The organism is Devosia sp. Root105 (assembly GCF_001424865.1).
In the GTDB taxonomy this organism is placed as follows: Bacteria; Pseudomonadota; Alphaproteobacteria; order Rhizobiales; family Devosiaceae; genus Devosia_A.
The window spans coordinates 348,924-373,924 of the sequence record NZ_LMCR01000017.1 but is presented as its reverse complement, the minus strand read 5'-3'; the positions used below and the strand labels follow the sequence as shown (position 1 = coordinate 373,924).

General features: G+C 66.3%; 27 protein-coding genes and 1 pseudogene. 19 read left to right on the top strand and 9 right to left on the bottom strand.

Translation table 11 applies throughout. The annotated features are described in order from the left end of the window. On the top strand, positions 1 to 453 hold the full coding sequence (locus ASC68_RS20335; RefSeq protein ID WP_055883243.1) for a MarR family transcriptional regulator: 453 nt from the start codon (positions 1 to 3) through the stop codon (positions 451 to 453). Next, positions 454 to 1,161, top strand: a complete 708-nt coding sequence (locus tag ASC68_RS20330; protein ID WP_055883241.1) for a CE1759 family FMN reductase — start codon at positions 454 to 456, stop codon at positions 1,159 to 1,161. Between the two features lie 12 nt (positions 1,162 to 1,173). Here ASC68_RS20330 and ASC68_RS20325 read toward each other — a convergent pair whose 3' ends face one another. Genes ASC68_RS20325 through ASC68_RS20315 form a run of 3 tightly spaced genes read right to left on the bottom strand, consistent with a single transcriptional unit; the run spans position 1,174 to position 5,241 of the window. Then, positions 1,174 to 2,313: an SEL1-like repeat protein gene (locus ASC68_RS20325; protein ID WP_055883239.1), complete on the bottom strand. Its 1,140-nt coding sequence runs from the start codon at positions 2,311 to 2,313 to the stop codon at positions 1,174 to 1,176. A gap of 11 nt (positions 2,314 to 2,324) precedes the next feature. Beyond that, positions 2,325 to 3,920: a CRTAC1 family protein gene (locus ASC68_RS20320; protein WP_055883237.1), complete on the bottom strand. Its 1,596-nt coding sequence runs from the start codon at positions 3,918 to 3,920 to the stop codon at positions 2,325 to 2,327. A gap of 4 nt (positions 3,921 to 3,924) precedes the next feature. Then, complete coding sequence (locus ASC68_RS20315; RefSeq protein WP_055883340.1) at positions 3,925 to 5,241, bottom strand: vanadium-dependent haloperoxidase; 1,317 nt, start codon at positions 5,239 to 5,241, stop codon at positions 3,925 to 3,927. Between the two features lie 301 nt (positions 5,242 to 5,542). Here ASC68_RS20315 and ASC68_RS20310 point away from each other — a divergent pair, with 301 nt between their 5' ends. From ASC68_RS20310 to ASC68_RS20285, 7 genes and pseudogenes are all read left to right on the top strand, one after another. Continuing rightward, positions 5,543 to 6,586: a substrate-binding domain-containing protein gene (locus tag ASC68_RS20310; protein ID WP_055883235.1), complete on the top strand. Its 1,044-nt coding sequence runs from the start codon at positions 5,543 to 5,545 to the stop codon at positions 6,584 to 6,586. A 152-nt stretch (positions 6,587 to 6,738) separates the two neighbouring features. After that, positions 6,739 to 7,803 (top strand): annotated as a pseudogene (locus ASC68_RS20305) (sugar ABC transporter permease); the annotation flags it as partial. 112 nt (positions 7,804 to 7,915) lie between these two features. Continuing rightward, positions 7,916 to 8,125 carry a hypothetical protein gene (locus ASC68_RS29440; RefSeq protein WP_349236245.1) on the top strand — a complete coding sequence of 70 codons (210 nt, stop codon included), beginning with the start codon at positions 7,916 to 7,918 and terminating at the stop codon, positions 8,123 to 8,125. A 10-nt stretch (positions 8,126 to 8,135) separates the two neighbouring features. Further along, the gene (locus ASC68_RS20300) at positions 8,136 to 8,945 is read left to right on the top strand and encodes an ATP-binding cassette domain-containing protein (protein ID WP_055883233.1); all 810 of its coding nucleotides are present in this window, start codon (positions 8,136 to 8,138) and stop codon (positions 8,943 to 8,945) included. A gap of 155 nt (positions 8,946 to 9,100) precedes the next feature. After that, positions 9,101 to 9,763: a GntR family transcriptional regulator gene (locus tag ASC68_RS20295; RefSeq protein WP_055883231.1), complete on the top strand. Its 663-nt coding sequence runs from the start codon at positions 9,101 to 9,103 to the stop codon at positions 9,761 to 9,763. Positions 9,764 to 10,030: 267 nt separating this feature from the next. After that, positions 10,031 to 10,612, top strand: a complete 582-nt coding sequence (locus ASC68_RS20290; RefSeq protein WP_055883229.1) for a biotin transporter BioY — start codon at positions 10,031 to 10,033, stop codon at positions 10,610 to 10,612. After that, positions 10,612 to 11,037: a DUF1284 domain-containing protein gene (locus ASC68_RS20285; RefSeq protein WP_055883228.1), complete on the top strand. Its 426-nt coding sequence runs from the start codon at positions 10,612 to 10,614 to the stop codon at positions 11,035 to 11,037. The genes ASC68_RS20290 and ASC68_RS20285 overlap by 1 nt, the downstream gene beginning before the upstream one ends. Positions 11,038 to 11,288: 251 nt before the next feature. On the opposite strand, the gene ASC68_RS20280 is transcribed toward ASC68_RS20285, so the two are convergent. Beyond that, positions 11,289 to 12,026, bottom strand: a complete 738-nt coding sequence (locus tag ASC68_RS20280; protein ID WP_055883226.1) for a 3-hydroxybutyrate dehydrogenase — start codon at positions 12,024 to 12,026, stop codon at positions 11,289 to 11,291. Next, positions 12,026 to 12,616: a LuxR C-terminal-related transcriptional regulator gene (locus tag ASC68_RS20275; RefSeq protein ID WP_055883224.1), complete on the bottom strand. Its 591-nt coding sequence runs from the start codon at positions 12,614 to 12,616 to the stop codon at positions 12,026 to 12,028. Before ASC68_RS20275 ends, ASC68_RS20280 begins: the two co-directional genes overlap by 1 nt. Positions 12,617 to 12,683: 67 nt before the next feature. Here ASC68_RS20275 and ASC68_RS20270 point away from each other — a divergent pair, with 67 nt between their 5' ends. Together ASC68_RS20270 and ASC68_RS20265 are read left to right on the top strand one after the other, a co-directional pair. Further along, positions 12,684 to 14,624 carry an acetoacetate--CoA ligase gene (locus ASC68_RS20270; RefSeq protein ID WP_282569966.1) on the top strand — a complete coding sequence of 647 codons (1,941 nt, stop codon included), beginning with the start codon at positions 12,684 to 12,686 and terminating at the stop codon, positions 14,622 to 14,624. Then, entirely contained in the window at positions 14,621 to 15,796 is a 1,176-nt protein-coding gene (locus tag ASC68_RS20265; protein WP_055883220.1) for an acetyl-CoA C-acetyltransferase, read from the top strand. The genes ASC68_RS20270 and ASC68_RS20265 overlap by 4 nt, the downstream gene beginning before the upstream one ends. Before the next feature lie 248 nt (positions 15,797 to 16,044). On the opposite strand, the gene ASC68_RS20260 is transcribed toward ASC68_RS20265, so the two are convergent. Then, positions 16,045 to 16,500, bottom strand: coding sequence for a MucR family transcriptional regulator (locus ASC68_RS20260; protein ID WP_244488482.1), 456 nt, complete (start codon positions 16,498 to 16,500; stop codon positions 16,045 to 16,047). Between the two features lie 425 nt (positions 16,501 to 16,925). Between ASC68_RS20260 and ASC68_RS20255 the strand changes: the two genes are divergently transcribed. The 6 genes from ASC68_RS20255 to ASC68_RS20230 all read left to right on the top strand — a co-directional run bounded on the left by ASC68_RS20255 (position 16,926) and on the right by ASC68_RS20230 (position 22,462). Next, positions 16,926 to 18,683 carry a BTAD domain-containing putative transcriptional regulator gene (locus tag ASC68_RS20255; RefSeq protein WP_055883217.1) on the top strand — a complete coding sequence of 586 codons (1,758 nt, stop codon included), beginning with the start codon at positions 16,926 to 16,928 and terminating at the stop codon, positions 18,681 to 18,683. Positions 18,684 to 18,703: 20 nt separating this feature from the next. Continuing rightward, on the top strand, positions 18,704 to 18,922 hold the full coding sequence (locus tag ASC68_RS20250) for a hypothetical protein (protein WP_055883214.1): 219 nt from the start codon (positions 18,704 to 18,706) through the stop codon (positions 18,920 to 18,922). Between the two features lie 90 nt (positions 18,923 to 19,012). Beyond that, on the top strand, positions 19,013 to 20,131 hold the full coding sequence (locus ASC68_RS20245) for a YcaO-like family protein (RefSeq protein ID WP_197421317.1): 1,119 nt from the start codon (positions 19,013 to 19,015) through the stop codon (positions 20,129 to 20,131). Then, positions 20,128 to 20,823 carry a TfuA-like protein gene (locus ASC68_RS20240; RefSeq protein WP_055883210.1) on the top strand — a complete coding sequence of 232 codons (696 nt, stop codon included), beginning with the start codon at positions 20,128 to 20,130 and terminating at the stop codon, positions 20,821 to 20,823. Before ASC68_RS20245 ends, ASC68_RS20240 begins: the two co-directional genes overlap by 4 nt. Positions 20,824 to 20,877: 54 nt before the next feature. Further along, positions 20,878 to 22,011, top strand: coding sequence for a hypothetical protein (locus ASC68_RS20235; protein WP_055883208.1), 1,134 nt, complete (start codon positions 20,878 to 20,880; stop codon positions 22,009 to 22,011). An 88-nt stretch (positions 22,012 to 22,099) separates the two neighbouring features. Beyond that, the gene (locus tag ASC68_RS20230) at positions 22,100 to 22,462 is read left to right on the top strand and encodes a hypothetical protein (protein ID WP_055883206.1); all 363 of its coding nucleotides are present in this window, start codon (positions 22,100 to 22,102) and stop codon (positions 22,460 to 22,462) included. A 22-nt stretch (positions 22,463 to 22,484) separates the two neighbouring features. On the opposite strand, the gene ASC68_RS20225 is transcribed toward ASC68_RS20230, so the two are convergent. Further along, positions 22,485 to 22,754 carry a protein usg gene (locus ASC68_RS20225; protein WP_055883204.1) on the bottom strand — a complete coding sequence of 90 codons (270 nt, stop codon included), beginning with the start codon at positions 22,752 to 22,754 and terminating at the stop codon, positions 22,485 to 22,487. 168 nt (positions 22,755 to 22,922) lie between these two features. On the opposite strand from ASC68_RS20225, the gene ASC68_RS20220 reads away from it, so the two are divergent. Both ASC68_RS20220 and ASC68_RS20215 read left to right on the top strand, forming a co-directional pair. Further along, entirely contained in the window at positions 22,923 to 23,297 is a 375-nt protein-coding gene (locus tag ASC68_RS20220; protein ID WP_055883202.1) for a DUF1801 domain-containing protein, read from the top strand. Positions 23,298 to 23,330: 33 nt separating this feature from the next. Further along, positions 23,331 to 23,555: a hypothetical protein gene (locus ASC68_RS20215; protein WP_055883201.1), complete on the top strand. Its 225-nt coding sequence runs from the start codon at positions 23,331 to 23,333 to the stop codon at positions 23,553 to 23,555. 53 nt (positions 23,556 to 23,608) lie between these two features. Here the strand turns inward: ASC68_RS20215 and ASC68_RS20210 are convergent, their stop codons facing one another. Continuing rightward, the gene (locus ASC68_RS20210; protein ID WP_055883199.1) at positions 23,609 to 24,379 is read right to left on the bottom strand and encodes a nuclear transport factor 2 family protein; all 771 of its coding nucleotides are present in this window, start codon (positions 24,377 to 24,379) and stop codon (positions 23,609 to 23,611) included. Positions 24,380 to 24,564: 185 nt separating this feature from the next. Further along, positions 24,565 to 24,990 (bottom strand): Rrf2 family transcriptional regulator, encoded by a 426-nt coding sequence (locus ASC68_RS20205; protein WP_055883197.1) that lies wholly within the window; start codon positions 24,988 to 24,990, stop codon positions 24,565 to 24,567. Between the last annotated feature and the right edge of the window lie 11 nt (positions 24,991 to 25,001).

Below are 25,001 nucleotides of genomic sequence, written 5' to 3'. Positions count from 1 at the left end.
ATGGCCAGCGACACCAGATTGGCGAACCAGGCCTGGGAGGCGCTGTTCCGCGCCCAGATGACCATTGCCGCCGAGCTCCACGCCGGCGATGCCTGGGGCGAGCTCGTGCCCACCGATTACGGCGTGCTCTATGCGCTTTCGACGGCGAAGACCGGCCTGAGGATGTCCGAACTCGGCAAGGATGTCCTCATCAGCCAGGCCGGCCTCTCCCGATCGGTATCGCGGCTCGAAGCGCGCGGCCTGATCGACCGTCAGGCCGACCCTGAGGATGCCCGCGCCAGCATCCTCAGCCTGTCCAAGGCCGGTGCGCACCTGCAGAAGCGCGTCGGCGCCAGGCATGGCCGCCATGTCGCCGAGGCGATGACCTGTCGCCTCAGCGATCAGCAACTCGTCCAATTGCGCGATCTCTGCGAGCATTTGCTCGCGGGGTCGCCGGCAACACCGGAGGTCTAGATGACCAAGCCGTTCCAGAGTCCCGAGCACCCCGCCCGCCTCGTCGTCATCAATGCCGGGGTCAGCGATCCGTCATCGACCCGCATGCTGGCCGATCGCATCGCGCAGCAGAGCCTCGACCGGCTGGCGGGAGCCGGCCTCGCCACCTCGCTCGCCATCATCGACCTCGCGCCGCTGGCGATCGACATCGCCAAGGCCATCGTCGCCGGCTTCCCCGGCGACAAGCTGCAGGCCGCCATCGATAGCCTGGCCGGCGCCGACGCCATCATCGCCGCCACCCCTGTCTACAAGGCCGGGATGAGCGGGCTGTTCAAATCCTTCATCGACCTCGTCGACAACGACCTGTTGATCGCCAAGCCGGTGATCCTCGCCGCAACGGCCGGCACCGCCCGCCACGCCATGGTCGCCGACGAGCAGATGCGGCCGTTGTTCGCGTTCCTCCGCGCCGTCCCCGTCCCTACCTCGATCTTTGCGGCGCCGGAGGATTGGGGCGCGCCCGACCTCGGCAAGCGCATCGATCGCGCCGCCACCGAACTCGCCCAGTTCGTGGCGTCGGGCGTCGGACGCTCCATCGTCAACGCCGCCTGGGATGGCTACCAGCATCAGTTCGCCGGCAACGCCACCGCCGCCGAACAGTCGGCGGCCGACGTGAACTTCGACACCGACCTGATGCGGCTGGCGGCCGGCGGATCGTCGTCCGGCTCCTGAGCCTGCCGATCGTCAGGGCGACGTGCTGCGCCAGCGCTGTACCCAGGCAATGGCGAGCGAACGGGCTTGGTCGATTTCGGCCGGGCTCATTCTCGCGGTCAGGGTATCAAGATCCTTCACCGCGATCGGCAGGCCGTACTGGGCGGCGAGACTGGTCCACATATAGGCCATGACATCGTCCTGGGCGACGCCATAGCCGTTCCGGTACATCGCGCCCAGCCCATATTGCCCGTAGACGTCGCCCTGGTTGGCGGCCAGCGAGTACCAGAAGACCGCCTGCTGGTCGTCCTGCGGCACCCCTTGGCCATGGTCGTAGAGCATCGCGAGGTTGGCCTGTGCCGGGGCATGGCCCTGGTCGGCGGCGAGCTTGAACCACCTGGCCGCCTCGACGTCGTCGGGAGCGACGCCGCGTCCGGTGTGGTACGAAATGCCGACATTGAACTGCGCCGGGGCATAGCCCTGCCCGGCCGCCAGCTCGAACAGCCGCACCGCCTCCGCCTCGTCGCGGTCGACCCCGTGCCCCTCGAAATACATGCTGCCCAGGTTGAACTGCGCCGCCGCGTAGCCCTGGTCGGAGGCCTGGCGCACCCAGTTGAGCGCTTCGGCAAAATCCTGCGCGACGCCGCTGCCGCGGAGGTAAAGCAGCCCCAGCGCCAGCTGGGCATAGGCATCGCCCTCAGCGGCGGCAAGGCGGAACCATCTGGCTGCTTCGACAGCGTCCTGCGGCACGCCCTCGCCACCATCCTTGAGGAGCGCACCGAGGTTGTAGCGGGCGTCGGCGCGGCCCTGCTCCGCCGCCAGCCGGTACCACTTGACCGCTTCGGCCGGGTTTCTCGCGATACCGAGGCCGGCGTCGTAGACATAGCCGAGGTTGTACTGCGCTTCGGCATCGCCCTTGGCTGCGGCGAGGCCGAGCCAGCGCATGGCTTCGACCGCATCCTGGGCGACCCCCTTGCCCGTCGCGTACATGAAGCCGACCGTCGTCTGCGCCCGTACACTGCCTGCGGCAGCGGCCGGCTTCAGTTCGCGCATCGCGGCTTCAAACTCGCCCCTCTGATAGGCGAGCATCCCCTCCGCCTCGCCTGCGACTACCCCGCCGGCGAGGAGACCGAGCAGCAGGACCGGCAGCGCGAGACGTCTGGCGAGCGACATCGTCGCCCGGCTCAGTCGTGCGGGCTGAACGGGGCAGCCGGCTTGTCGCGCTCCAGCACGTAGAAGCCGCCGGCCGCGAGGTCGGGCCATTCGCTGCGCGTTCCATCCGGCCAGACCACCGCAACGCTCGATGCGGTCGCGTCGCCAAGGCCAAAATGCACCCAGCCGAGCTGGCCGCCCGCATGGCCGCCACCCACCGTCAGTTCGCGCCGCATCGTCGTGTCGCCGCGCTTCACTTCGATCCAGCTGCCGATCGCATCGACGTTCGGAGCGGGCTGCCGCAGCGCCACCTCGATCCAGTTGCCGCCGCCGGCCGCGCCGGTATTGCGCCAGACCTGCGCCCCGGTACGGCGGTTGACCACCACCAGGTCGAGCAGCCCGTCCATATTGAAATCGACGAGGGCTGCGCCGCGGGAATTGCCGTTGTTGGAAATGCCCGCCTGGTCGCCCACCTCGACGAACTTGCCGTCGGCGCCCTGCAGCAGCAGGTTGTCCGGGTCGTGCATGGCGAAGTCCGGCATCTGGTCGACATTGCCCTTGGCGACGAACAGATCGACCAGACCGTCATTGTTGACGTCGTCGAACTGTGCGTGCCAGGCCGTGCTGGGCCTGAGGTCGTCACCGGTATAGGGGCGGTGCGCCGTCACGCCCCTGGCATAGGCGACATCCTTGTAGTCGGGTTTGGGCCCTGGCGCGGTCAGCGTCTGCAGCTTGTTGTCGGCCATGCTGGTGAGGAAGTATTCGGGGTAGCCATCGCCGTCGAGGTCGTAGCTGGCAATGCCCATGCCCCAGATGCGCAGCACCTTCCAGCCATCGGCGAGGGTCAGGAGCTTGGGCGCCTCACTGGGCAGGATGCGCCACATCTGTTCCTGGCCGCCCTCGTAATACTCGCGGTCATTGGAGACGCGCAGGCTCGGCGTCCCGGATTTATCCCAGTCGGTGAACAGCATCGACAGCGCGCAGAAGCTTGGCTTCAGCGGCAATGGCGCCGCGAACTTGCCGGCTTCGCCTGGCCGGTGCAGCCAATTGTCGGTGCACGATCCCCAGGGCGAGAGATCCTCGTTGCGGTCGATGTAATTGCCCACCGCGATGGTCGGCCAGCTCGAGCCGCGCTCGAAGGTCAGCGCCGCCGATGCGGTCCACGCGTCGCCGCCGTCAAAGCCCCACGCCTCGTTGGCCCGCTCGAACCTGCAGGCGCCCAGCCCGCGCATCACCAGGTTCTCGCCCACCCGCAGCACCAGGAGGTCAGTGACCCCGTCGCTGTCGATATCGGCCGGATAGAAGCCGCCGACGCTGTCGAGCTCGAGCCCGCTCTCCTCGGGCGCAAATGTCAGGCGGCCGCCCTGCTTGCTGGTGTTGACGTAGAGCTGGGCCTTCGACGCGCCACCCGGCAACGCGATGTCGGCATAGCTGTCGCCGTTGCAGTCGAAGGCCGCGACCCCGCCGCCGACGATGTAGAACCAGTCGCCGTCATAGCTGGTGGTGATGCCGGAGGCGGCGGTCTCGTCGACAAATTTGGGCACCGCGGGCGTCTGCGCCGCCGCGGGTTGAACAAGGCCGAAGCCGGCAAGCACCAGGGCGGCAGCGAAACTGTGCGGGGTGCGCATGGTGCTACTTCCTCGTCTTGAGCGCGATGGTGTAGGCGGCAATGCAGTGGCCCTGCACCAGCCCATCCTCGATGGCCGAGCGGAAATGGATGCCGCCATAGAGCCGCGAAATGCCGGCCTCCTCGGCCGCCTCATGGAAACTGGCGTATTTGCGCGGGTTCCTGCCGTCCGGCGAGCCGGTTTGATCCTCGAAGGCGTAGTTCTCGCCGAAAAACGCCGTCATCACCGCGTCCATGGCTCCCGACACGGTGCTGTGCCCGCTGGGATACTCGGGAAATGGCGGGGTGTTGAGGATCGGCTCCCATTTGGGATCGAGCACCTTTTTGATGTAGGTGATCGGCCGCACCAGATTGTAGGCATATTTCTGCTGCCAGCAGCCGACAAACGCGTCCGACATGGCGATGCCCATGCGGGCCAACAGGTCGACATTTTCGTCGAGCGGCAGGTCGGCGCGGTCGGCGACCTGCAACGCGATTGAGACCCAATGGCCCGGCGGGGTCATCGACAGCATCGGGTCATCGGACCAGAAACGGGCGATCGCCGCCTGTTCCGGGGTAGCGTTCTTGACCGTCTGGTAGACCTCTTCCGCCTCTTTGTAGAAGTCCGATGCGGGGTCGGCGCTGTAGGCGGGGTTGCCCTCAGTCGGGCAGGCGGCGCCATCGGGCGTGGCAAAGGTCCGGTTATTGCCCCAGTCCGGCAGCAGCGGCAGCTGCTGCTGGCGGATCAGGTTCGTCGGGGCCCACTTGCCGTCGCCCTTGGGCAGCTCATACTCGTAGGGAAAGCCCATATTGAGCACGGTGGCGCCGCCATCGCTCTGGGACCAGGCGAAGATCGCGGCCGCCATGGCCTTGCCGAAGGCTTCGCTGCGCGTCACCACATCCTCGGGCACGCCATCGACAGCCAACGCCCGCCATTTGCTCTGCGCCCGATTGATCGAGCGCTGGCCGGTCGGGCCGGTATTGCCGAAATAGAAGACGATGGCGTCCGACATGGCGGCGCTGATCACCACCGTCTCATCGTAAGGGACGCCGGCTTCACGCTGCGGCACCTCATCGAGCCCGTGCAACTGGCCGACCAGCGATACCAGCTTGTCCGAACCGCCCACGGCAGCTTCGAAGGCCGTGATCCCGAGATAGGCGAAAGACCGGCTGGCGACCGGCGGCGAATAGGTCGCCGTGTGCCGGACCAGCTCATTCATCAGCGTGTACCAGTCTCTGAGGATGGCGCCCGGCTCGGGTCGCGCATCGGCGAGCGCCCCCAGGCTCGTCGCACACCAAAACAGCACTGCCGCGCCAAGGGCGGCAATCCGGCGAGCTCGCATCATTCCCCCCAAAGTTCCACGGCCGGCGTGTTGCTCCGCTGTACCGTCCTCCTGTGGGCTCTATTTCAACTGGCAAGTGCCGCTCGGTCAATGGCTCAGCCAAAAGTCGGGATTGACGGAGATTCGCATAAATATCTGCGACCAACGGGATGCAGATTGACTTGCCGATGGGGCTGATGCAGCGTCGGTGTGCGTACCTCACAGGCAAATCGACACATAAGCTGCGGAACGACGGCGTGGTTTGTCTGGTCAGTGGACGCGCGTGCCAGAGGTTCCGCACGGAGTCTGGGAGGGCTCTGCAATGAAATTCAAGATCCTAACGCTGCTTGCCGGTGCTGTGCTGATCAGCGCCAGTTCGACCGCGGTGATGGCCGCGGGCAAGACGATTGCCGTCTCGTGGAAAACCTTCCAGGAAGAGCGCTGGAAAACTGACGAAGCAGCGATCAAGAAAGTGGTCGAGGCAGCCGGCGACACCTACCTGTCGACCGATGCGCAGGGCTCGGCGCAGAAGCAGGCCGCCGACATCGAGAGCCTGATCTCGCAGAAGCCCGATGTGATCCTCGTGGTCGCCTACGACTCCGACGCGATCCTGCCTTCGATCCAGAAGATCAGCGACGCCGGCATCAAGTCGATCGCTTACGACGTGCAGTTCGAGGATCCGAACGCGCTTTACATCACCTTCGACAATGTCGGCGTCGGCCGCATCATGGCCGAGGAAACGCTGAAGGTGAAACCGGAGGGCCGTTACGCCTTCATCAAGGGCGACAAGGGTGACCCGAACGCCACCTTCCTGTTCCAGGGCATGCAGGAAGTGCTCAAGGATGCCCTTGCCAGCGGCAAGGTGACCAATGTCTGCGAGACCTTCACCGATGGCTGGAAGCCGGACAATGCCCAGAAGAACATGGAGCAGTGCCTGACCTCCACCAATAATGGCGTCGATGCCGTGCTCTCCGAGAACGACGGCATGGCCTCGGGCGTCGTCGCAGCCCTCGATGCGCAGGGCATGGCGGGCTCGGTTCCGGTCACCGGTCAGGACGGCGACCTCGCCGCCATCAACCGCGTGGCGCTCGGCACCCAGCTGGTCTCGATCTGGAAGAACTCGATCGATCTCGGCACCACCGCAGCCAATGCGGCGATCGCACTGGCCGACGGCACCGACCCGACGGCAATTCCTGGCGTCGCCAAGTTCAGCGGCGGCAAGAACGGCGTCGAGATGAATGCCATTTTGCTCGCGCCGACCCCGATCACCAAGGACAACATCCAGGTGGCCATCGACGCCGGCCACATCACCAAGGAACAGGCCTGCGCCGGCGTGACCGCCGGCTCGGTCCCGGCCTGCAACTGATCGGCCGGACCTGATCTGATGTCTACCGGCCGCGTCGCCTGATCGGGTGGCGCGGCCTTCTCGTTCGGCGCCGGGCGAAGGGCGCTCGGCATTGACATGGCGAGGCCCGGCCTCGCTGACGGCGGCCGCAACGATCGGCTGGAGGATGGGGCATGACGGAGCAATCAAACACCAGTGGTCCCGCAGCCAGCAACGAGGGTCTGCTGACGCGGCTGATCCGTGCCGCCGAGATCGATACCCGCATGCTCGGCATGCTCGCCGCCATGCTGGTGATCTGGGTCGGCTTCGACATCATCAGTTCGATCCTGCGCCCCGGTGGCGGCGGCCTGTTCGGCGGTTCCTTCCTCACCTCGCGCAACCTCTGGATCCTCCTGGTGCAGACCTCGGTGATCGCGGTGATGACCACCGGCATGGTGCTGGTCATCGTGCTGCGCCAGATCGACCTGTCGGTCGGCTCGATGCTCAGCATCGTGGCGGTGGCGACCGGCGTGCTGCAGGTGTTCGAACTGGGGCCGACGCTTGGCGTCGGTCACCCCGCGATCTGGATCATCGCGGTGGTGTTCGCCATCGCGCTTGGCGCCGCCATCGGCGCCTTCAACGGCGTCTTGATCGCCTATGGGCAGATCCCGAGCTTCATCGTGACGCTGGGTGGGCTGATCGCCTTCAGCGGCGCCGCATTCCTCATTGCCAGCGGCGTCACCGTCGCGCCGATGGACAAGACCTTCAAGCTGATCGGCGGCAACGGTCCGGCGGCCTCGATCGGCCCGGTCTGGAGCTGGGCGCTGGCGGCCGTTGCCTGCATCGGCATCGGCCTCGCGGTTGTCGCCGGCCGGCGGCGCCGGCTGACCTTCAACTTCAAGCCCAAGCCGGTCTGGGCCGAGATCCTCAGCGTCGTGGTCGGCTGCGCCGCGGTGCTCGGCACCACCGCCGTGGTCAACTCCTACCTCTACCCACCCCGTGTCGCCGAGCGCTTCGCCCTCGACAACAAGATTCCCATTCCACCGGGCGTCGAGAACAAGGCCGGGCAAGCCATCTGCCAGGCCGCTGACAAGGTCGTCTCCTGCCTTGACGGGCTGACCTTCCAGACCGGCTACCCGATCCCGGTGCTGATCATGCTGGCGGTCGGGCTGGTAATGACCTTCGTCGCCCGCCGCACCCGCTTTGGCCGCTACATCTTCGCCACCGGCGGCAATCCCGAGGCGGCCGAGCTCGCCGGTGTCAACACCAAGCGGCTGACCGTCATGGTGTTCACCCTGATGGGGGCGCTGGTCGGCATCTCCCCGCCTCGACGCCGCAACCACGGCGCTCGGCACCCTCAACGAGCTCTATGTGATCGCCGCAGCGGTGATCGGCGGCACCTCGCTGGCTGGTGGCATCGGCACCATCTTCGGCGCCATCCTCGGCGCCCTGCTGATGCAGTCGCTGCAATCGGGCATGGCGCTGCTCAACGTCGATTCCGCCTATACCAATATCGTGGTCGGGGTTGTGCTGGTGTTCGCCGTATTCGTCGACCAGATCTATCGCCGACGCGTGAAGTGAGGAGGCAAACATGACCACCGAGACCATTGCTGCCGACTCCGCCTCGCAAGCTGCGCCGCTGGTCGAGATGAACGACATCTCGATCGCTTTCGGCGGCATCAGGGCCGTCGACCACGCTTCCATCGATCTCTATCCGGGCGAAGTGGTGGGCCTGCTCGGTCACAACGGCGCCGGCAAGTCGACGCTGATCAAGGTGCTGTCCGGCGCCTACAAACGCGATTCGGGCACCATCCGCATCGACGGCAGGGACGCCGAGATCTCCAATCCGCGCGACGCCAAGGCATTCGGCATCGAGACGATCTACCAGACCCTGGCGCTGGCCGATAACGTCGACGCCGCCGCCAACCTCTATCTGGGGCGCGAGCTGCGAACGCGCTGGGGCACCCTCGACGACATCGCCATGGAGGCCGAGTGCCGCAAGGTGATGGGCCGGCTGAACCCCAACTTTCGCCGTTTCAAGGAGCCGGTGAAGTCGCTGTCCGGCGGCCAGCGGCAGTCGGTCGCCATCGCCCGGGCGATCCATTTCAACGCCCGCATCCTCATCATGGACGAGCCCACCGCGGCGCTTGGACCGCAGGAAACCGCGCAGGTCGGCGAGCTGATCAAGCAGCTCAAGGCCCAGGGCATCGGCATCTTCCTGATCAGCCACGACATCCACGACGTGTTCGACCTCGCCGACCGCGTCACGGTGATGAAGAACGGCCGCGTGGTCGGCACCGCTCGCGTTGGCGACGTGACCAAGGACGAGGTGCTGGGCATGATCATCCTCGGCAAATGTCCGCCCGGCGCCATCCCCGGACCAGGCGCCATCAAGAGCTGAACCGATGCCGGGGTGAGGCGCTGCGAACCGGCCCCCGGGCGAGTGCCGCTTCCCATGGTGTCAATATGGGCCGGCTATCGAGCCGCCGTGCCCCAACGAAATTCCGGCTGACCAGCCGGTAGCCATCCCTCGGCCAATCAATTATCTATAAAATCATGACCACAGCCAAAGACGATCCCGTTTCCGTCCGGATCAGCCGCGCGCTGGCCGAGCGGATCATTGCCGGCGACATCCAGCCGGGCGCCCGCCTGCGGCAGGACCACATCGCCGAGGAGTTCGGCGCCAGCCACGTGCCGGTGCGCGAAGCGTTCCGGCTGCTCGAGGCGCAGGGGCTGGTGGTGAGCGAGCCGCGCCGCGGCGTGCGCGTCGCCGGCTTCAGCCTCGACGAAGTCCGCGAGGTCGCCGAGATGCGCGCGGCGCTCGAAGTGCTGGCCTTGCGCCAGGCCGGCCCGCATCTGACCAAGGCGATGCTCGCAGAGGCCGAAGCCATCAGCAAGGCCGGCGACAAGGCCAGCGACGTGCAGGCCTGGGAGGAGGCGAACCGGGCCTTTCACCGCTTGATCATTGCACCGTGCGGCATGCCGCGGCTGCTCAAGACCATCGACGATCTGCACAGCGCCAGCGCCCGCTTCCTGTTCTCGGGCTGGCGGGCCGAATGGGAGGCGCCGACCGACCGCGACCACATGGCGATCCTCGCCGCGCTGCGTGATGGACAGATCGAAACCGCGGCCACGGTGCTGGCGCGCCACATCCGCTCGAGTGGCCAGGAGCCCCGCAAACCAGCGCCACGCAAGGCGGCTGCGTTCGCTCGGAGCTAGAGCTTCGCGCCGAGGTAGCGGGGATGGTCCACCGCTGCGCCTTCCCCACCGGGTGTCATCCCTGCGAAAGCAGGGACCCAACTCTCAGCTGGCGCAAGCGGTGAGATGGATCCCTGCTTTCGCAGGGATGACATCGAGTAGGTGGAGCAAATGGTGGCCCTCCGATAATGAGATCACCCAGCCCTCTTGCAATTCCGACCCAGCTGTGGACTCCTTTAGCGATAGATAACGCAGATTATCTATAATTCTTGCAAGGAGCCGCCCCTCGTGTCCGATACCGTACCCCTGACATCAGCTTTCAGCCCGCTCGACCTCGAAAGCCGCCCGCTCGCCTGGCGTATTGGGGCAGTTTTGCTCGGCACGCTGTTCCTGACCCTCTCCTCCTATGTCGAAGTGCCGATGGGGCCGGTCCCGGTCACCATGCAGACTTTCGCCGTGATGCTGGTCGGCGCGCTCTATGGCTGGCGGCTCGGCGCTATCACCATCATCGCCTGGCTCGCCGAGGCGGCCGTTGGCCTGCCGGTGCTGTCGGGCGGCGCCGCCGGGGCGCATCACTTCGTCGGCCCGACCGCCGGCTACCTGTTCGCCTTCCCGGTGGCTGGCGCCGTGGTTGGCTGGCTCGCCGAGCGCGGCTGGAACGGCCGCCGTCCGCTGCTCGCCTTCGTCAGCATGCTGCTCGGCAACGCGCTGTGCCTCGCCATCGGTGGCGCCTGGCTTGCCGTGCTGTTCGGCGCTGACGTCGCCTGGACCAGTGGCGTTGCCCCGTTCATCGTCGGCGGCGTGCTGAAATCGGCGCTCGGCGCCGCTCTGCTGGCGCTGCTCGCCCGCGGCAAGACCCGCACCGCCTGATGACCATCCGGTTGCGCCCGCATCACCTGCTCTGCCTGCTGACCTATGTGGGCAAGGGCTACAGCGCGGCGTTCACCGCCAACTACGACGCCATCGCCGCCCGCATCGGCGATGGCGAAGACCTGCTGATCGTCGCGGGGCCGGACGACATCTGCGCCCCGCTGCTTGCTGATGCCGAACCGCATTGCCACCGCGACAGCGTCATCGAGCGCGATCGACTGGCTTTGCGCGACCTGGGCGAATTGCTCGAGACGCCGCCGCAGTTGGGCGGTTCGGTGGTGCTCGAGCCGGCTGTCCTGAAACAAATGCGCGAAGCCTTCGCCACCGGCCGCACCCGCGCCGCGTGTGTCGGCTGCGAGTGGCATGGGCTGTGTACCGGCATCGCGGCAGGTGGGTTTGCCGGGGTGGTGATCCCCACCGGCTGAGTGTGTGTCGCATCGACGGTGGTCTCGCGTCCCCTCGTCCCTCTGGGGGGAGGGCCAGGGTGAGGGGCGCCAAGCGCGCTGATGGACGGAGTTGCCAGCGCTGCGCCGACCAGCACTTCATCCGGTGTGCTTGGCGCCCCTCACCCCGCGGTGAGGCCTTAGGCCTCTCCGCCGCCCTCTCCCCAAAGGGGCGAGGGGGCGGGGGTGGCACCGCCGGCGCAAAACGACTGACGGCAGTCGCACACCCTCCCTTACCGCGCCGTCCACCCGCCATCGATCGCAATCGTCGTCCCGGTAATCGAGCGCGCCGCCTCGCTGGCGAGATACGATGCCAAGCCCGCGATCTCTTCGGCCTCGACGAAGCGCCGCGTCGGTTGCGAGGCCAGCATGATGTCGCGGACCACTGCGTCGCGGCTGAGGCCATGCACCTGCATCTGATCTTCGATCTGCTTTTCGACCAGCGGCGTGCGGACATAGCCGGGGCAGATGGCATTGGCGGTGACGCCGGCTTCCGCCACTTCCAGCGCCACACTCTTGGTGAGGCCGACCAGCCCGTGCTTGGCGGCGACATAGGCCGATTTGAACGGCGAGGCGACCAGCCCATGCGCCGAGGCGATGTTGATGATGCGGCCCCAGCCGCGCGACACCATGCCGGGCACTGCCGCCTTGATGCATTCGAACGAAGCATCGAGGCTGAGGCTGCGCACCAGATCCCAGTCGGCGCGGGCGAACTCGGCGACCGGGGCGACCTTCTGCGCACCGGCATTGTTGACCAGCACATCGAGCCGGCCGTAGCGGGCAATGACCTCGGCGATCAGGTGTTCGCCCGCCCCCGATTGCGTGAGGTCGGCACGGAAATAGTTGTCGGAGCGGCGCTCGACGATGTCGTGCTCGGCGACGCGGAACCCGTCGGCCGCGAGCCGGGCCGCGATGGCCGAGCCGATGCCTCCCAATGCGCCGGTCACCAGCGCCGTCTTCTGTTCCCCCATCACCCTTCCCTTTCGTTGAACCACGCCATCAGTTCGGCGCCGTTGCGCACCCCGATGGTCTTCATCAGCCGGGCGCGATGCGCCTCGACCGTCCGGCGCGACAGCTTGAGCTCGGCGGCGATCTCGCCGCTGGTGCGGCCCTGCGCCACCAGCATCAGGATCTGGCGCTGCCGGCCGGTGAGCACATGCTCGGTCGGCAGGATGCCGCGCTGCATCGGCTCGAAGCAGTAGATGGCTTCGGCGAACGGATCGTCCGGGGTGTTGGAGCGGCCATGCACGCGGCACCACAGCGTGCTGCCATCCTTGCGCCGCATCACCCGCTCGTCGAAATAGATGGCGCCTGCGGCGAGATGGCTGCGCCACAACTCCCCCACCCGCACGAAATCGCCGACATCCTGGTAGAGCTGGCGGAAACTGGCGCCGATCATCTCGCCGCGCTCATAGCCGAACAGCGTCGCGAACGGCGCGTTGCAGTCCTTGATGATGCGATGGGCGGCGAACACGATGGGCACCGGAATGTCGGCGAGCGAGTAGCCGAAGCCTGCCGCACCGGGGTCGAGCTTGCCAAGACTGGGAGGGAGGGGATGCATGCAGTAGAAATACGACTCCTTGTCGAGCCAGTACAGGCACTAGCGTCCCTCAAAATGGGAGGCTGAAATTCTCTGGCAGATGGATCCGGCGCGGCGGCGCGCCACCTTGCTGTGGCAGTTCGCCGAGGCGACCCACGCCAGCCATGGCTGTGCGCCCGACGATTACTGGGGGCTGCATCGCTGGTCGATCACCGAGCGCGGCGCCTTCTGGAGCGCCGTCTGGGATTTCTGCGGAGTGATCGGCGACAAGGGCGAGCGGCAGAGCATCGACGCCGAGCTGATGCCCGGCGCCCGCTTCATGCCCGACGCGACGCTCAACTTCGCCGAGAACCTGTTGCGGCTGGACGGGCCAGCCGACGCCATCATCTTCCGCGACGAAGCGGGCGCACGGCGGCGCTGGAGCTGGGATGAGCTGCGCCAGGCGGTGTCGCGCCTGCAGCAGGCCCTGCTCGGGCTCGGCATCGGCCAGGGCGACCGGGTTGCCGGCATGCTGCCCAACTTGCCCGAGACAGTGGCGATGATGCTGGCGACCGCTTCGATCGGCGCCGTGTGGTCGTCATGCTCGCCGGATTTCGGCCCGCGCGGCGTGCTCGACCGCTTCAGCCAGATTGCGCCGAAGCTGTTCGTCACGGTCGATGGCTATCACTACAACGGCAAGCTGATCGATATCGGCCCGACCATTGCCGAGGTGGCCGCAACGCTGGCGCCGGCGCAAACGGTGGTGATCGACCTGCACGGCCACGCCACCGACTGCGTCAGGCGCATTGATGGTGCGGTGACGCTGGAAACCTTCCTCGCCCCCTACGCTGCCCGGCCGGTGCGCTTCACCCGGCTGCCGTTCAGCCACCCGCTGTTCATCCTGTTCTCGTCCGGCACCACCGGCAAACCCAAATGCATCGTCCACTCCTCGGGCGGCACGCTGCTGCAGCATCTGAAGGAGCACCGGCTGCATTGCGACGTGCACCAGGGCGACCGGGTATTCTACTTCACCACCTGCGGCTGGATGATGTGGAACTGGCTGGCTTCGGCGCTGGGGTGCGGTGCAACGCTCTGCCTCTACGACGGCTCGCCGTTCCATCCCGAGCCGACGCAGCTGTTCGACTATGCCGAGGCCGAGCGCTTCACCCTGTTCGGCACCTCGGCGCGCTACCTCGATTCGGTACGCAAGCTCGCGCTGAAGCCGATCGAGACGCATGACCTTGAATCGGTGCGCGCCATCCTCTCCACCGGTTCGCCGCTGGCGGCGGACTGCTTCGATTATGTCTACGGCAGCGTGAAGCGCGACGTACACCTCGCCTCGATCTCGGGCGGCACCGACATCGTCTCGAGCTTCGTGCTCGGTGTGCCGACGCTGCCGGTGTGGCGCGGCGAGATCCAGGCGCCGGGGCTGGGTCTCGCGGTCGATGTGTTCGACGAGGACGGCCGACCGATGCCTGAGGGCAAAGGGGAGCTGGTGTGCCGCGCGCCGTTTCCGTCGATGCCGCTCGGCTTCTGGAACGATCCCGATGGTTCGCGCTACCGCGCTGCCTATTTCTCGCGTTTCGACGGCGTCTGGGCCCATGGCGACTATGCCGAACGCACCGCGCACCACGGCATCATGATCCATGGCCGCTCGGATGCGACGCTCAACCCGGGCGGCGTGCGTATCGGCACGGCGGAGATCTATGCCGTGGTCGAGGAACTGCCCGAAATCGACAGCGCGCTCTGCATCGGCCAGGAGTGGGAGAACGACACCCGCGTGGTGCTGTTCATCAAGCTGGTGCCCGGCGCAGTGCTGGACGAAGCCCTCCGGCTTAAGGTCCGGACCACCATCCGCAGCGGTGCCAGTCCGCGCCATGTGCCGGCCAAGGTGATCGCGGTGGCGGACCTGCCGCGCACCCGATCGGGTAAGCTGACCGAACTGGCCGTGCGCGACGTGGTGCATGGTCGACCCGTCCGCAATGTCGAGGGGCTCGCCAACCCCGAGGCGCTGAAGCTGTTCGAGAACCTCGCGGAGCTCACCACATGACCAACCCGGTTCACATTGTCGCGGCCCGCCGCACCCCGATCGGCCGCTTCGTCGGCGCTTTCGCCGAGCTGAGCTCCAGCGCGCTCGGCGCCGCCGCCATCCGGCAGGTGCTCGCCGACAGCGGCGTCGACCCGGCCACTGTCGACGAAACGATCATCGGCCAGGTGCTGACGGCAGGCGCCGGCATGAACCCGGCACGCCAGGCGGCGATCGGTGGCGGGTTACCGATCGGTGTGCCGGCCTTCAGCGTCAACAAGGTCTGCGGCTCAGGGCTGAAGGCAATCCACCTCGGCGCACAGGCGATCGGCGCGGGCGATGCCGAACTGGTCATTGCCGGTGGGCAGGAGAGCATGACGCAGGCGCCGCATCTCGTGGCAGGGCGCCGCGCCACCAAGCTCGGCGACATCGCCGCCACCGACAGCATCATGGTCGACGGGCTGGTCGACGCCTTCAATCACGTCGCCATGGGCGTCACCGCCGAAGGGCTGGCGCAGAAATTCGACATCTCACGCGAGGCGCAGGACAGCTTCGCCCTGGCCTCGCACCACAAAGCCGTCGCCGCCGCCGCGGCGGGCCGCTTTGACAGCGAGATCGTGCCGGTCAGTGTCACCGAGCGACGCGAGACGCGGCTCGTCGCCGCCGACGAACAGCCGCGCGCCGACACGACACTGGCGGCGCTGGCCAGGTTGAAGCCGGCCTTCGACGCCGGAGGCACAGTGACCGCCGGCAATGCTGCCAGCCTCAATGATGGCGCGGCGGCGGTACTGCTGGCCTCTGAGGCCAAGGCAGCTCAGCTCGGGCTGACCTCGCTCGGCCGGATCGTCGCCTGCGCCTCGGCGGCGCTGGAGCCGATGGAGATGGGATTGGGTGCTGCGACCGCGGCGCAGCGGGCCCTCGATAGGGCCGGCTGGCGGTCGGCCGATCTCGACCTGATCGAGCTCAACGAAGCCTTCGCCGCCCAGGCGCTGGCCGTGGTCAAGGCGATGGACTGGGAGCTCGAACAGGTCAACGTCAATGGCGGTGCCGTCGCGCTCGGCCATCCGATCGGCGCTTCAGGCTGCCGGGTGGTGGTGACGCTGCTGCACGAGATGCAGCGGCGCAACGTGCGGCGCGGCCTCGCGACACTGTGCATCGGCGGCGGCCAGGGCGTGGCGATCTGCATCGAACGCTGAGTGCTGTTGGCTGATATTTTGCTGACATGGCGCATAACGCCAACGTCACGAGCGTCGGCCTAGCATGTCAGCTGCATAGGAAATTCGGGTCCTGTGTCCTACTGCTCCCTCCCCCACCAAGCGGAGGGGGCAGTTTTTCGCCGCCAGCCCACCCTGCCGATTGCGGCCGGGTTTGCGGCAAGCTGCATCATTAGGACAAAAAACCGGCGCGGTGAGCGCCGGTTTGGTTTAGCTTGTCGCCGGTGATGTCAGGAAACGATCTTGGCCCGCCCGCGGGCGGCCGGCGATTTGGGCTTGCGGCCAAGGCCAATGGTCTTGGCCAGGCGCGAGCGCGCTTCCGAGTAAGTCGGCGCCACCATCGGATAATCCACCGGCAGGCCCCATTTCGCGCGGTATTCTTCCGGCGACATGTCGTATTCGGTCCTGAGATGACGCTTCAGCGACTTGAACTTCTTCCCGTCCTCGAGACAGATCAAGTACTCCGGCGTAATCGATTTCTTCACTGGAACTGCGGGCCTCAGCTCCACGACTGCTTCCGGTTCGGGCGCACCGCCCAGACCACTCAACGTTGCATGCACCGTTGCGATCAACTTGGGAATGTCGCTGGCGCTCAGTGCGTTATGACTCACGTAGGCGCTGACGATGTCGGCGCTCAGTTCGATCAGTTGGGAACCTCTAGCGTCCGCGTTTGCTGCTGCAGCCAAGTTCGATGTTCCTGATTCCATTCGTCCCTCGATATTGTTGCCTAGGTTTCGGGTCCTATATGCGGGACACTGCGGCCCACCCTCCGCGCCTCCTCGCAGTTATTGTGCTAGCGCATCACGCTTGGGTAGCTTACTTCAATGCGTTATCTAGCCGTTACGTGGCTACGCTTTGCCCTTTACTTCGTCAAGTAAACTTCCACCAATTTCGACGGATCAACTGAGCAATGCCGATCACTTCTATGCGTGAAACGGTCACCCTGCAGCTTTTGGGGACCCCGGTCCTCCGCTTGGCGGACGGTTCGGCAGTAAAGCTGCGCCAAAAGGCCTATGCCCTTGCAGCTGTGCTGTATCTGGACTTTTCCAACCGGGCGCGACGGTCGGCTTTGGCGGAACGGACCTGGGAAAGCAGCACTGCAGAACAGGCGATGACCAATCTGCGGCAGACCCTGCTGCATACGCGTGAACTCGAAGGTAGATACGGGTTCGACCTATTCGATGCCGACGCCACGGAAATCGAGCTCAACCGCGACGTGGTGCTCGACCTGCGCGAGATCGGCCGTGTCCGCAGCGCCGAAGATGCGCCCGAGCTCGAGCGGCTGATCGGCCTCTACCGCGGCGAGCTGCTGGCCGGCGTCATTGGCGTCGGCAACGAATTCGACCAGTGGCTGGCGCTCGAACGCACCCGCATCGAGAACCAGTTCTCCACGCAGGCGACCGAAGCGGCGTTGCGAATCGGTGGCCGGGGCGCCCATTCGGCGCTGTTCCGGCTGGCCGAGCGCCTGCCCTATTCCGACGTTGTGTGCCGCGCCACGATCGAACTGTTCCGCTCGGAGAATAACGAGAGCGGCGCGCGCGCCGCCTTCGCTGCGTTCCGCAACCGGCTGCGGCATGGCCTGGGCATGGAACCGGCGGCGGAAACCGCCGAGCTGTTCGGCCACGACGACGAAACGATTCCCGCTCAACCGCGCACCGTCGAGCGACGCCGGCCGCAGGCCGACGAGGACCGGGCGCGGGTGAGCTTTGTGCCCCGGGTGGTGCTGCTGCCGCCGTTGCAGGACTTCAAGCAGGCGAGCGTGCCCAAGCACCTGGCGCCGGCGCTGGTCGAAGATGTGACCATCGGCCTGTCGCGCCTCAAATCGCTGTCGGTGATCGCGCCGCACACCGCCTGGCAGCTCGACCCCTTCACCGCGCTGGACGAGGTACGGGCGCACCAGATCGACTACGCGGTGGAAAGCCGCATCGCCCCGCACTTTGCCGGCGACGGGCTGTCGCTCGCCATCCGCCTGGTGCGCGCCGCCGGCCGCGAGATCGTCTGGGCCGACAAATTCGCCTTCTCGGCGCTGACCGCGCCCGAGCGCTACTGGGACTTTACCAACGGAGTCGCCCGCGCCCTGGCGGAATCGATCGAAACGGCCGAGCTGCAGCGCGAGCGTACGCTGCGCGACGCCAATGCCTACTCGCATTACCTCGCCGGGCGGCAGAACCTCAGGACGTTCGATCTGCCCAAGGTCCGGCGCGGTCGCAAGTCGCTGCGCATTGCCCGCGACATCGAGCCGGAACAGGCGACGATCGAGAGCGCACTTGCCCGCTCCTATGTGGTGGAATGGGTGCTCAGGTCCGGGTCGGACAAGGCGCTGCTCGACAAGGCCAAGCTGCATGCCGAGCGTGCGGTGTCGATCGACCCCAATGACGGCACGGCATATCGGGAGCTTGGCCGCGTCGCGCTGTTCGATCGCGACCTGGATCAAGCCCTGGTCCACATGTCGACGGCAGCCGAGCTCGCGCCGAACCACGCCGATATTCTCGCCGACTTCGCCGATACCCTGGCGCACAACTCCAACCACCGCGAAGCCCAGGAAAAGATCGAAGCCGCCATGCGGCTCAACCCGATCCCTCCCGATGAGTACCTGTGGACGCTGGGCGGCATCAATTTCTTCCGCGGGCGTTTTGATGAGGCGCTGGCCAACCTGAGCCAGATGCGCAACCCGGAGCCGGCCTACCGCCTGATGGCCGCCGCTGCCGCGATGGCGGGGCAAATGGACCTCGCCCGCCGCTATCGGTTGCAAGCGCTTAGATTGCAACCGGATTTCACAACTGCTCGTTGGCTATCCCGAGTGCCGCAGCGCGATCCCTCTGATGTCGATCTGTATATAGACGCATTGCATAAGGCCGGTTTCAAGTAGGCCGACAAGGAGAAATACCAATGCGTTACGTCATTATTGGACAGAAAGACTCTGAGCAGCTGCTGGTCGTCGATACCCAGCTGATGACTGTGACCCCGGTTGACCAGGACACCGTAGTCCCGGCCAACGTTCGCTCCGCGCTGCAGTCGGGCAACACCATTGTCGACGGCATCAACGTCGCCGTGGCCGCCGGCAATCGCGCCGATGGCAGCGGCGCCTGGTTCTACACCTCCAAGTAAGTCTTGCATTTCGGAGCCCAGCTCCGCCCGGCGGCCGATACGGCTCCAGGCGGCACGCGCAATCCCGCAGCCCTGCTGCGGGATTTGTCGTTGCATTTTGCCGCGCTCGGCATCACCCGGCTGGCCCGCCAGACCGGGCTCGATCGCATCGGCATCCCCTGCTACGCCGCCATCCGCCCGCAATCGGCGACGCTTGCCACCCACCAGGGCAAAGGCGTCGACGACATTTCGGCCCAGCTCTCGGCGGTGATGGAGGCGGCCGAGTACGCCATCGCCGAAGCGCCTGCGACGCCGCAGAAGACCCTCAGCATGGCTGAAGCGCGGGCCGGGAGCTTCGAACTGCTCGAGGTAACGCACCTGCTGCCGCGCGGTGCGGCGATCGACGAAACAAAGCCGATTCGCTGGGTCGAGGGGTTTGACCTTGCGACCGGTGCGCCGGTGCTGGTGCCCTATGACGCGGTGGTGCTGGGCACGCCGCCCCGCGACCTCGTCGGCTTGTCACAATCGACCAATGGCATTGCTGCCGGGACGCGCCTCTCCGGCGCACTGCTGCATGGCCTCTGCGAAGTGATCGAGCGCGATGCGGTGTGCCTGTGGAGCTATAAGCCCGATGCCGCGGCCGAGGCCACCGCCGTCCCCCCCGCAGCATTCGGCGACCCGGCAGTGGACGCGCTGGCCGACAAGGTCGCCCGCGCCGGCTACCGGCTGCGACTGTTCGACCAGACCAACAATATCGGCGTGCCGGTCATCTATGCGGCGCTGTTTCCTGCCGATGGCGCCGACAAACATTTCGATGTCGCGACCGGCGCCAGCTGCCACCCCATCGCGGCGGTCGCCGCGCGGCGCGCCATCGTTGAGGCGGCACAGACGCGCATCACCAACATTGCCGGGGCGCGCGATGACATCGTCGAAGGCGAGTACGACGCAGAGCTCGGCCGTTCCATCGCGGTGCTGACCGAAGCAACGCCAGCCACGCGGCCGGCGCCCACGGGCCTGCCGGCCGACAGCGGCGAGGCCGCGCTGATCACTGCGCTTCAGGCCGGGCTCGCCAAGGCGGGTCTCAATCGCATCGTCGTCATCCCGCTCGGCGGCGAACAGTTTGGTATCCGGGTGGCCAAGATCTATGTGCCGGGCCTCGAAGACCGGCTGACCAATACCAACTGGCGCCCCGGTTCGCGCGCCACTGCCGCCATGCTGGGGTTCCTGTGAAAGTCCTGTTCGCCGGCCCGTCGCTCTCGGGGCAAGACTATGATCGCAGCGGGCTCGATATCCGCCCACCGGCGAGGAAGGGCGACCTCTACCGCGCCGTGCTCGATGGCGCCGATGCCATCGGGCTCATCGACGGAGTGTTCGGCTTCGTGCCCTCGGTCTGGCACAAGGAAATCCTGTTCGCTCTGCAGCAGGGGATTACCGTGCTCGGCGCCGCCTCGATCGGGGCGCTGCGAGCGGCGGAATGCGCGCCTTATGGCATGGTGCCGGTGGGACCGATCGCCCAGAGCTATGCGAACGGCGCCCGCCGAGAGGACGCCGATGTCTGCCTCGCCCATGCCCCGGCCGAACTCGACTTCCTGCCGCTCAGCGAACCGCTGGTCGACGCCGAAGCGACCATCGCGGCCATGGCCGTGACCCCGGCCGAGGCGCTCGCTCTGCGGTTAGCGGCGAACGCCATCTATTTCGCCGACCGCACCGCCGAAACGATGGTCGCCGAAGCCGGGCTCGACCCGTCGTTTGCCGGCCGGTACCGCGCCGCCCGGGTGCGCGCCAAGACCGCCGATGCACTGCTGCTGGTCGAGCAGCTCAGGGCGCTGCCTTCCGGCCGTGGCCCGATCCCGGACTGGGTGTTCGTGGCGTCCGAGCCCTGGCGCAGCTACCTGGCCGAGTTCGGACAACAGGCAGCCTAGCGCCGCTACCGCACGCGGCGCTATGCTGGCCAAAGACGGAACCGGGAGGGGCTCATGGCCATCCGCCGTGCCGGCTTTGCCTTGCTGCTCACGCTCGGGCTCTGCACCGCTGCTCAGGCGAGCGAGCCCACGCTCGGACAGGCGGAACTCGAACGGCGCGCCGAAGCCGCGGCGCGTTACCTGGTGGCGACCGAAACCGCCGAAGGGCGCTTTTTCTACGAGTTCGATTTCCTGCGCTCGCACTTCACCCCGGATGACAACATCGTCCGCCAGGCCGGCGCCGGCTTCGTCCTCAACCAGTTCTACTTCCTCTCCGGCAAACCCGGCTTCGCCGAGCCGTCGGCGCGCAGCATCGCCTACTATGAGGCCCAGTCGATCGCTGTCGGCGCTGGCCTGCTGCTATCCGAAGACGAGACGCTGGCCGGTGGGCGGGCCGGGGCCGCCGCGCTTGCCCTGCTGGCCGAGCTGTTCCATAGCCGGGCCATCGGGTCGGACTTTCGCCCCGACTTGCGCCAGGCCTGGTTGCGCGGCTTGGCGGCTCAGCAGTTGCCCGATGGCGGCATCGCACAGGTACCGGGGGAAGCCACCGCCGATTCCTACGCCACTGGCGAAACCTGGCTGGCGCTGGCGCACTACATCGACCTCGCGCCGGACGCGGCGGAGGTGGCAGCGATGCTCGAGCGGCTCGAAGCCGGCGTCATGGCCAAATACCTCGCCGTGCCCGACCGCATGTTCGCCCATTGGGGCATGATGGCCGCGGCGCAACGGCTCGCCACCACCGGCGAGGACCGCTATCGCGACTTCCTCGAGCGGTTCGCCGCCAACTATGTCGAAGCTCTCATGCCCTCTACCGACAGCGGCTCCAACACCTGCGCCGCGCTCGAGGGGGTGATCGCCGCGGCTGCCGCACTCGAGCGGCACGGCGTTCCCGACCTTGCCGCGACGCTGCGAGGCCGCATCGATACGGACCTGCCGCATAACCTCGGCCTGCAACTGACTGGCGACAGCACGCGGCTGGAGTTCGGGCCGGGCCAGTATTACGAGGATCCCAAGCTGAAAACCCTGACCGGTGCGTTTCGGAACGGCGCTTACGTGCTGCGCTCGCGCGTCGATTCGACTCAGCATTGCCTCTCGGCTCTGCTGCTCTACCGACAGTTTATCGAGGGCGCAGCCGGCTGGAAGATGTAAGTGGCATTAGTGTTTTACTGTGTTGCCGCCGCACCGGCAAAGTGATTTACTTTAACTGGGGGGCGTACTCGTACGAAGGAGACTTCGCATGCCTCCAGTCTCGACCAAGCACCACCTCGCCCGCCGTATCCGCCTCGGAACCATCGCGACACTCGCTGCCGGCGGCCTGTTGCTGCTCGCGCCGTCAGCCAGCTCGCAGACGGTGACGCCGCAAAGCGTCGATCCGCTGCAGCATTTCATCGACTGCGCCGGTGTGCTGATCACCGCACCCGACATCCACGCAGCCAACTGCCTGCCCAGCAATGTTGGCCCCGAAACCAGGGCGCTCGGCGCAGCCGGCAGCGGCGGCGGCCCCGTAGTCAAAGTCGAATGTGAAGACGATGCCATCCAGATCGACGGCGACAGCGACTGTCGGGGCGACGATACGGACGACGGCCCCAACCCCAGCTGATTGCAGCAGCGGTCGCTTCCCCCTAATGGAGCCGCGCGCCCTTGAGGGTGCGCAGCTCCACCGGGTAGATCAGCCGGGCATGCGCCACCGTCACCGAGTGCAGCGGCCCCTCGATCTTTTCCTCCCAGAAGGCCAGGAACTTTCTGAGGCTGGGGAACTGCGGGAACACGTCGTATTGCTGCCAGACGAAATCCTGCAGCAGCTCGAGATGATCGGGCACGCGATAGATGATCTGCGCGGTGGTGAGGCCGAAACCTTCCGTATCGGCGTCGAGGCAAGTCAGCGGCGACATCAGGTACCTCCGATGGGCGGGCGACCGGATGAGCATGAGGCGAAATCGCCCGCATGACAACAGCGTTGCACGAATAGTTTAACGATTTCAATATCATAGCAGCAACCACTGGGGAGTGCTGACAGCGCGATGATGGCCGTGCGAGGCTATGGTTCAGGAGGAGCGATCATGACAGCGCCGATGCCCGAAACCACTCGCAGTTTCCTCGCCGCTCTGCCCGCGGCGCAGCGGCAGGCGCTGGAACACCTGCGAGAAGTGATCATTGCAGCCGCGCCTGGGGCCGAGGAGTATATCGGCTACGGCATTCCGGCCTTTCGGCAGGATGGCGCGCTCGTGTCGTTCGGCGCCGCCAGGTCGCATTGCGCGTTCTATGTACAGAGCCCGGCAGTGATGGAGGCCCATGCGGCCGAGCTGGCCGGTCTCGATACGTCCAAGGGCACGGTGCGGTTCACGCCCGACACGCCGCTGCCGGATGCGCTGGTGGCCCGTCTGGTCAAGGCGCGGCTCGCCGAGAATGCGGCGCGCCAGGCCAGGAAGCGCTAGACTGAACCCCGCGGCGCCTTGAAGGAGGCAGTGATGGCAACACTGGTTCGACTGACCGAGGAACAGATTGAACGCCTGATCGTCGGCATGGAGGAGATGGAGGAGCGCCTCAAGGACATGCACGCAGAGCTGATCGAGATCGGCATCCCCAAGGATACGCTCACTCGCTTCGCCAAACTGCATGATCGCTATACCGAGGGCGTGGCGTTCATCCTCAGGCAGCGCGAGCTCGGCCGCTCCGAGGATCGTTCCGGCTGAACGAGCTTTGCCGCCACGACCAGGGAGGCGTAGGGCGCCGAGGCGCCCTGCGTTCAGAAGCCGAACTTGCCGTTCTGGTTCTTCCACTCGCCCTGCGGCGGAATGGTTTCGAGCGTATCCCAGTGTTCGGCGATCTTGCCGTTCTCGACCCGGAACAGGTCGTAGAAGGCGGTCGGCTTGCCGCCGAAGCTGCCCTCGCTGACCACGAGCACGAAGTTCCCCTCGCCCAGCACCTTGTGCACGGTGTCATACTTCATGGTGATGCCAGCCTTGGCCATCGCCTCGAGCGCCGCGCCGAGACCGGAGAGGCCATTGGCGATCTGCGGGTTGTGCTGGATGTAGCTGTCGCCGTCGAAGAAACCGGCGAGTTTTTCCAACCGTCCGTTGACGAGGATGTCGTCGACGAACTGCGCCACCAGCACCTTGTTGGCCTCGGTCTTGTCGATGTCAGTTGCGCTGGTCGCGCCGTCGATCATGGTGTTGCCGCTCGGATTGGCCGACGCTGGCGTCTCTTGCAGGTTGTCCCAATGCTCGACGATCTTGCCGTGCTCGAAGCGGAAGATATCGAAGCCGATCCTGGGGCCGAAGAACTCGTACTCGGTATGGGCGAAGACATAGTCGCCATCCTCGAACACCCGCACGGTGTTGACCTTGGCCGAGTTCGGCGGAAGCGCTGCCAGCAGCGCGCCGAAGCCGGCGAGCCCGTCGGCCGCCCCCAGATTGTGCTGCCTGTAGTGTTCGGGATTGATGACGGCGACCGGCCCGGCGGCGCCGGTTTCGATGGCCTTGAGCAAGTCGACGACCTGCTGCTCCTGAGTGCTCATGGCTGGCTCCTGTGCAAATAAGGGTGTGGTCGGCAGCACGGCTGCCGAGGTGATCAACGTCGCCAAAGCGATCGCTGCGACGTCCAGGTTCGTCATTTTCTGTATCCATTTCGGTTACACATAATGGTATCTAATCTGGATACATATGATTGTAAAGAGGCCCGGCCGACGGGCGTGCCTCCGCGTCAGGCGACCTTGTTGCGCTCGGCGATATCGGCGGCGAGGTCGGCGATGCTGGTTTTCGCCAGCTGCGCCTGCAGTGCCCGTTCCGCCTCCAGCATCCGCCCTTTGAGCACCGCATCGATATTGCGGCCAACCGGGCACTGCGGGTTGGGCGCGTCATGCAGGGCAAACACCTGCTGCTCCTCGTCGATCGCCCGGTAGACATCCAGAAGGCTGATCTTCTCCGCCGGGTGTGCCAGCAGCGCGCCACCGCCGGCGCCCAGTTGCGACGTGGTGAGGCCGGCCCGCTGAAGCTGCGTCAAGAGGCGCCGGATGAAGGTCGGGTTGGTGTTCACGCTTGCGGCGACGAGCTCCGAGGTCGCTGGCTCGCCGTCCTGATAGGCGAGGAAGGTCAGGATGTGCGTGGCTACGGCGAAGCGCGTGTTCATCGAGAGTATCC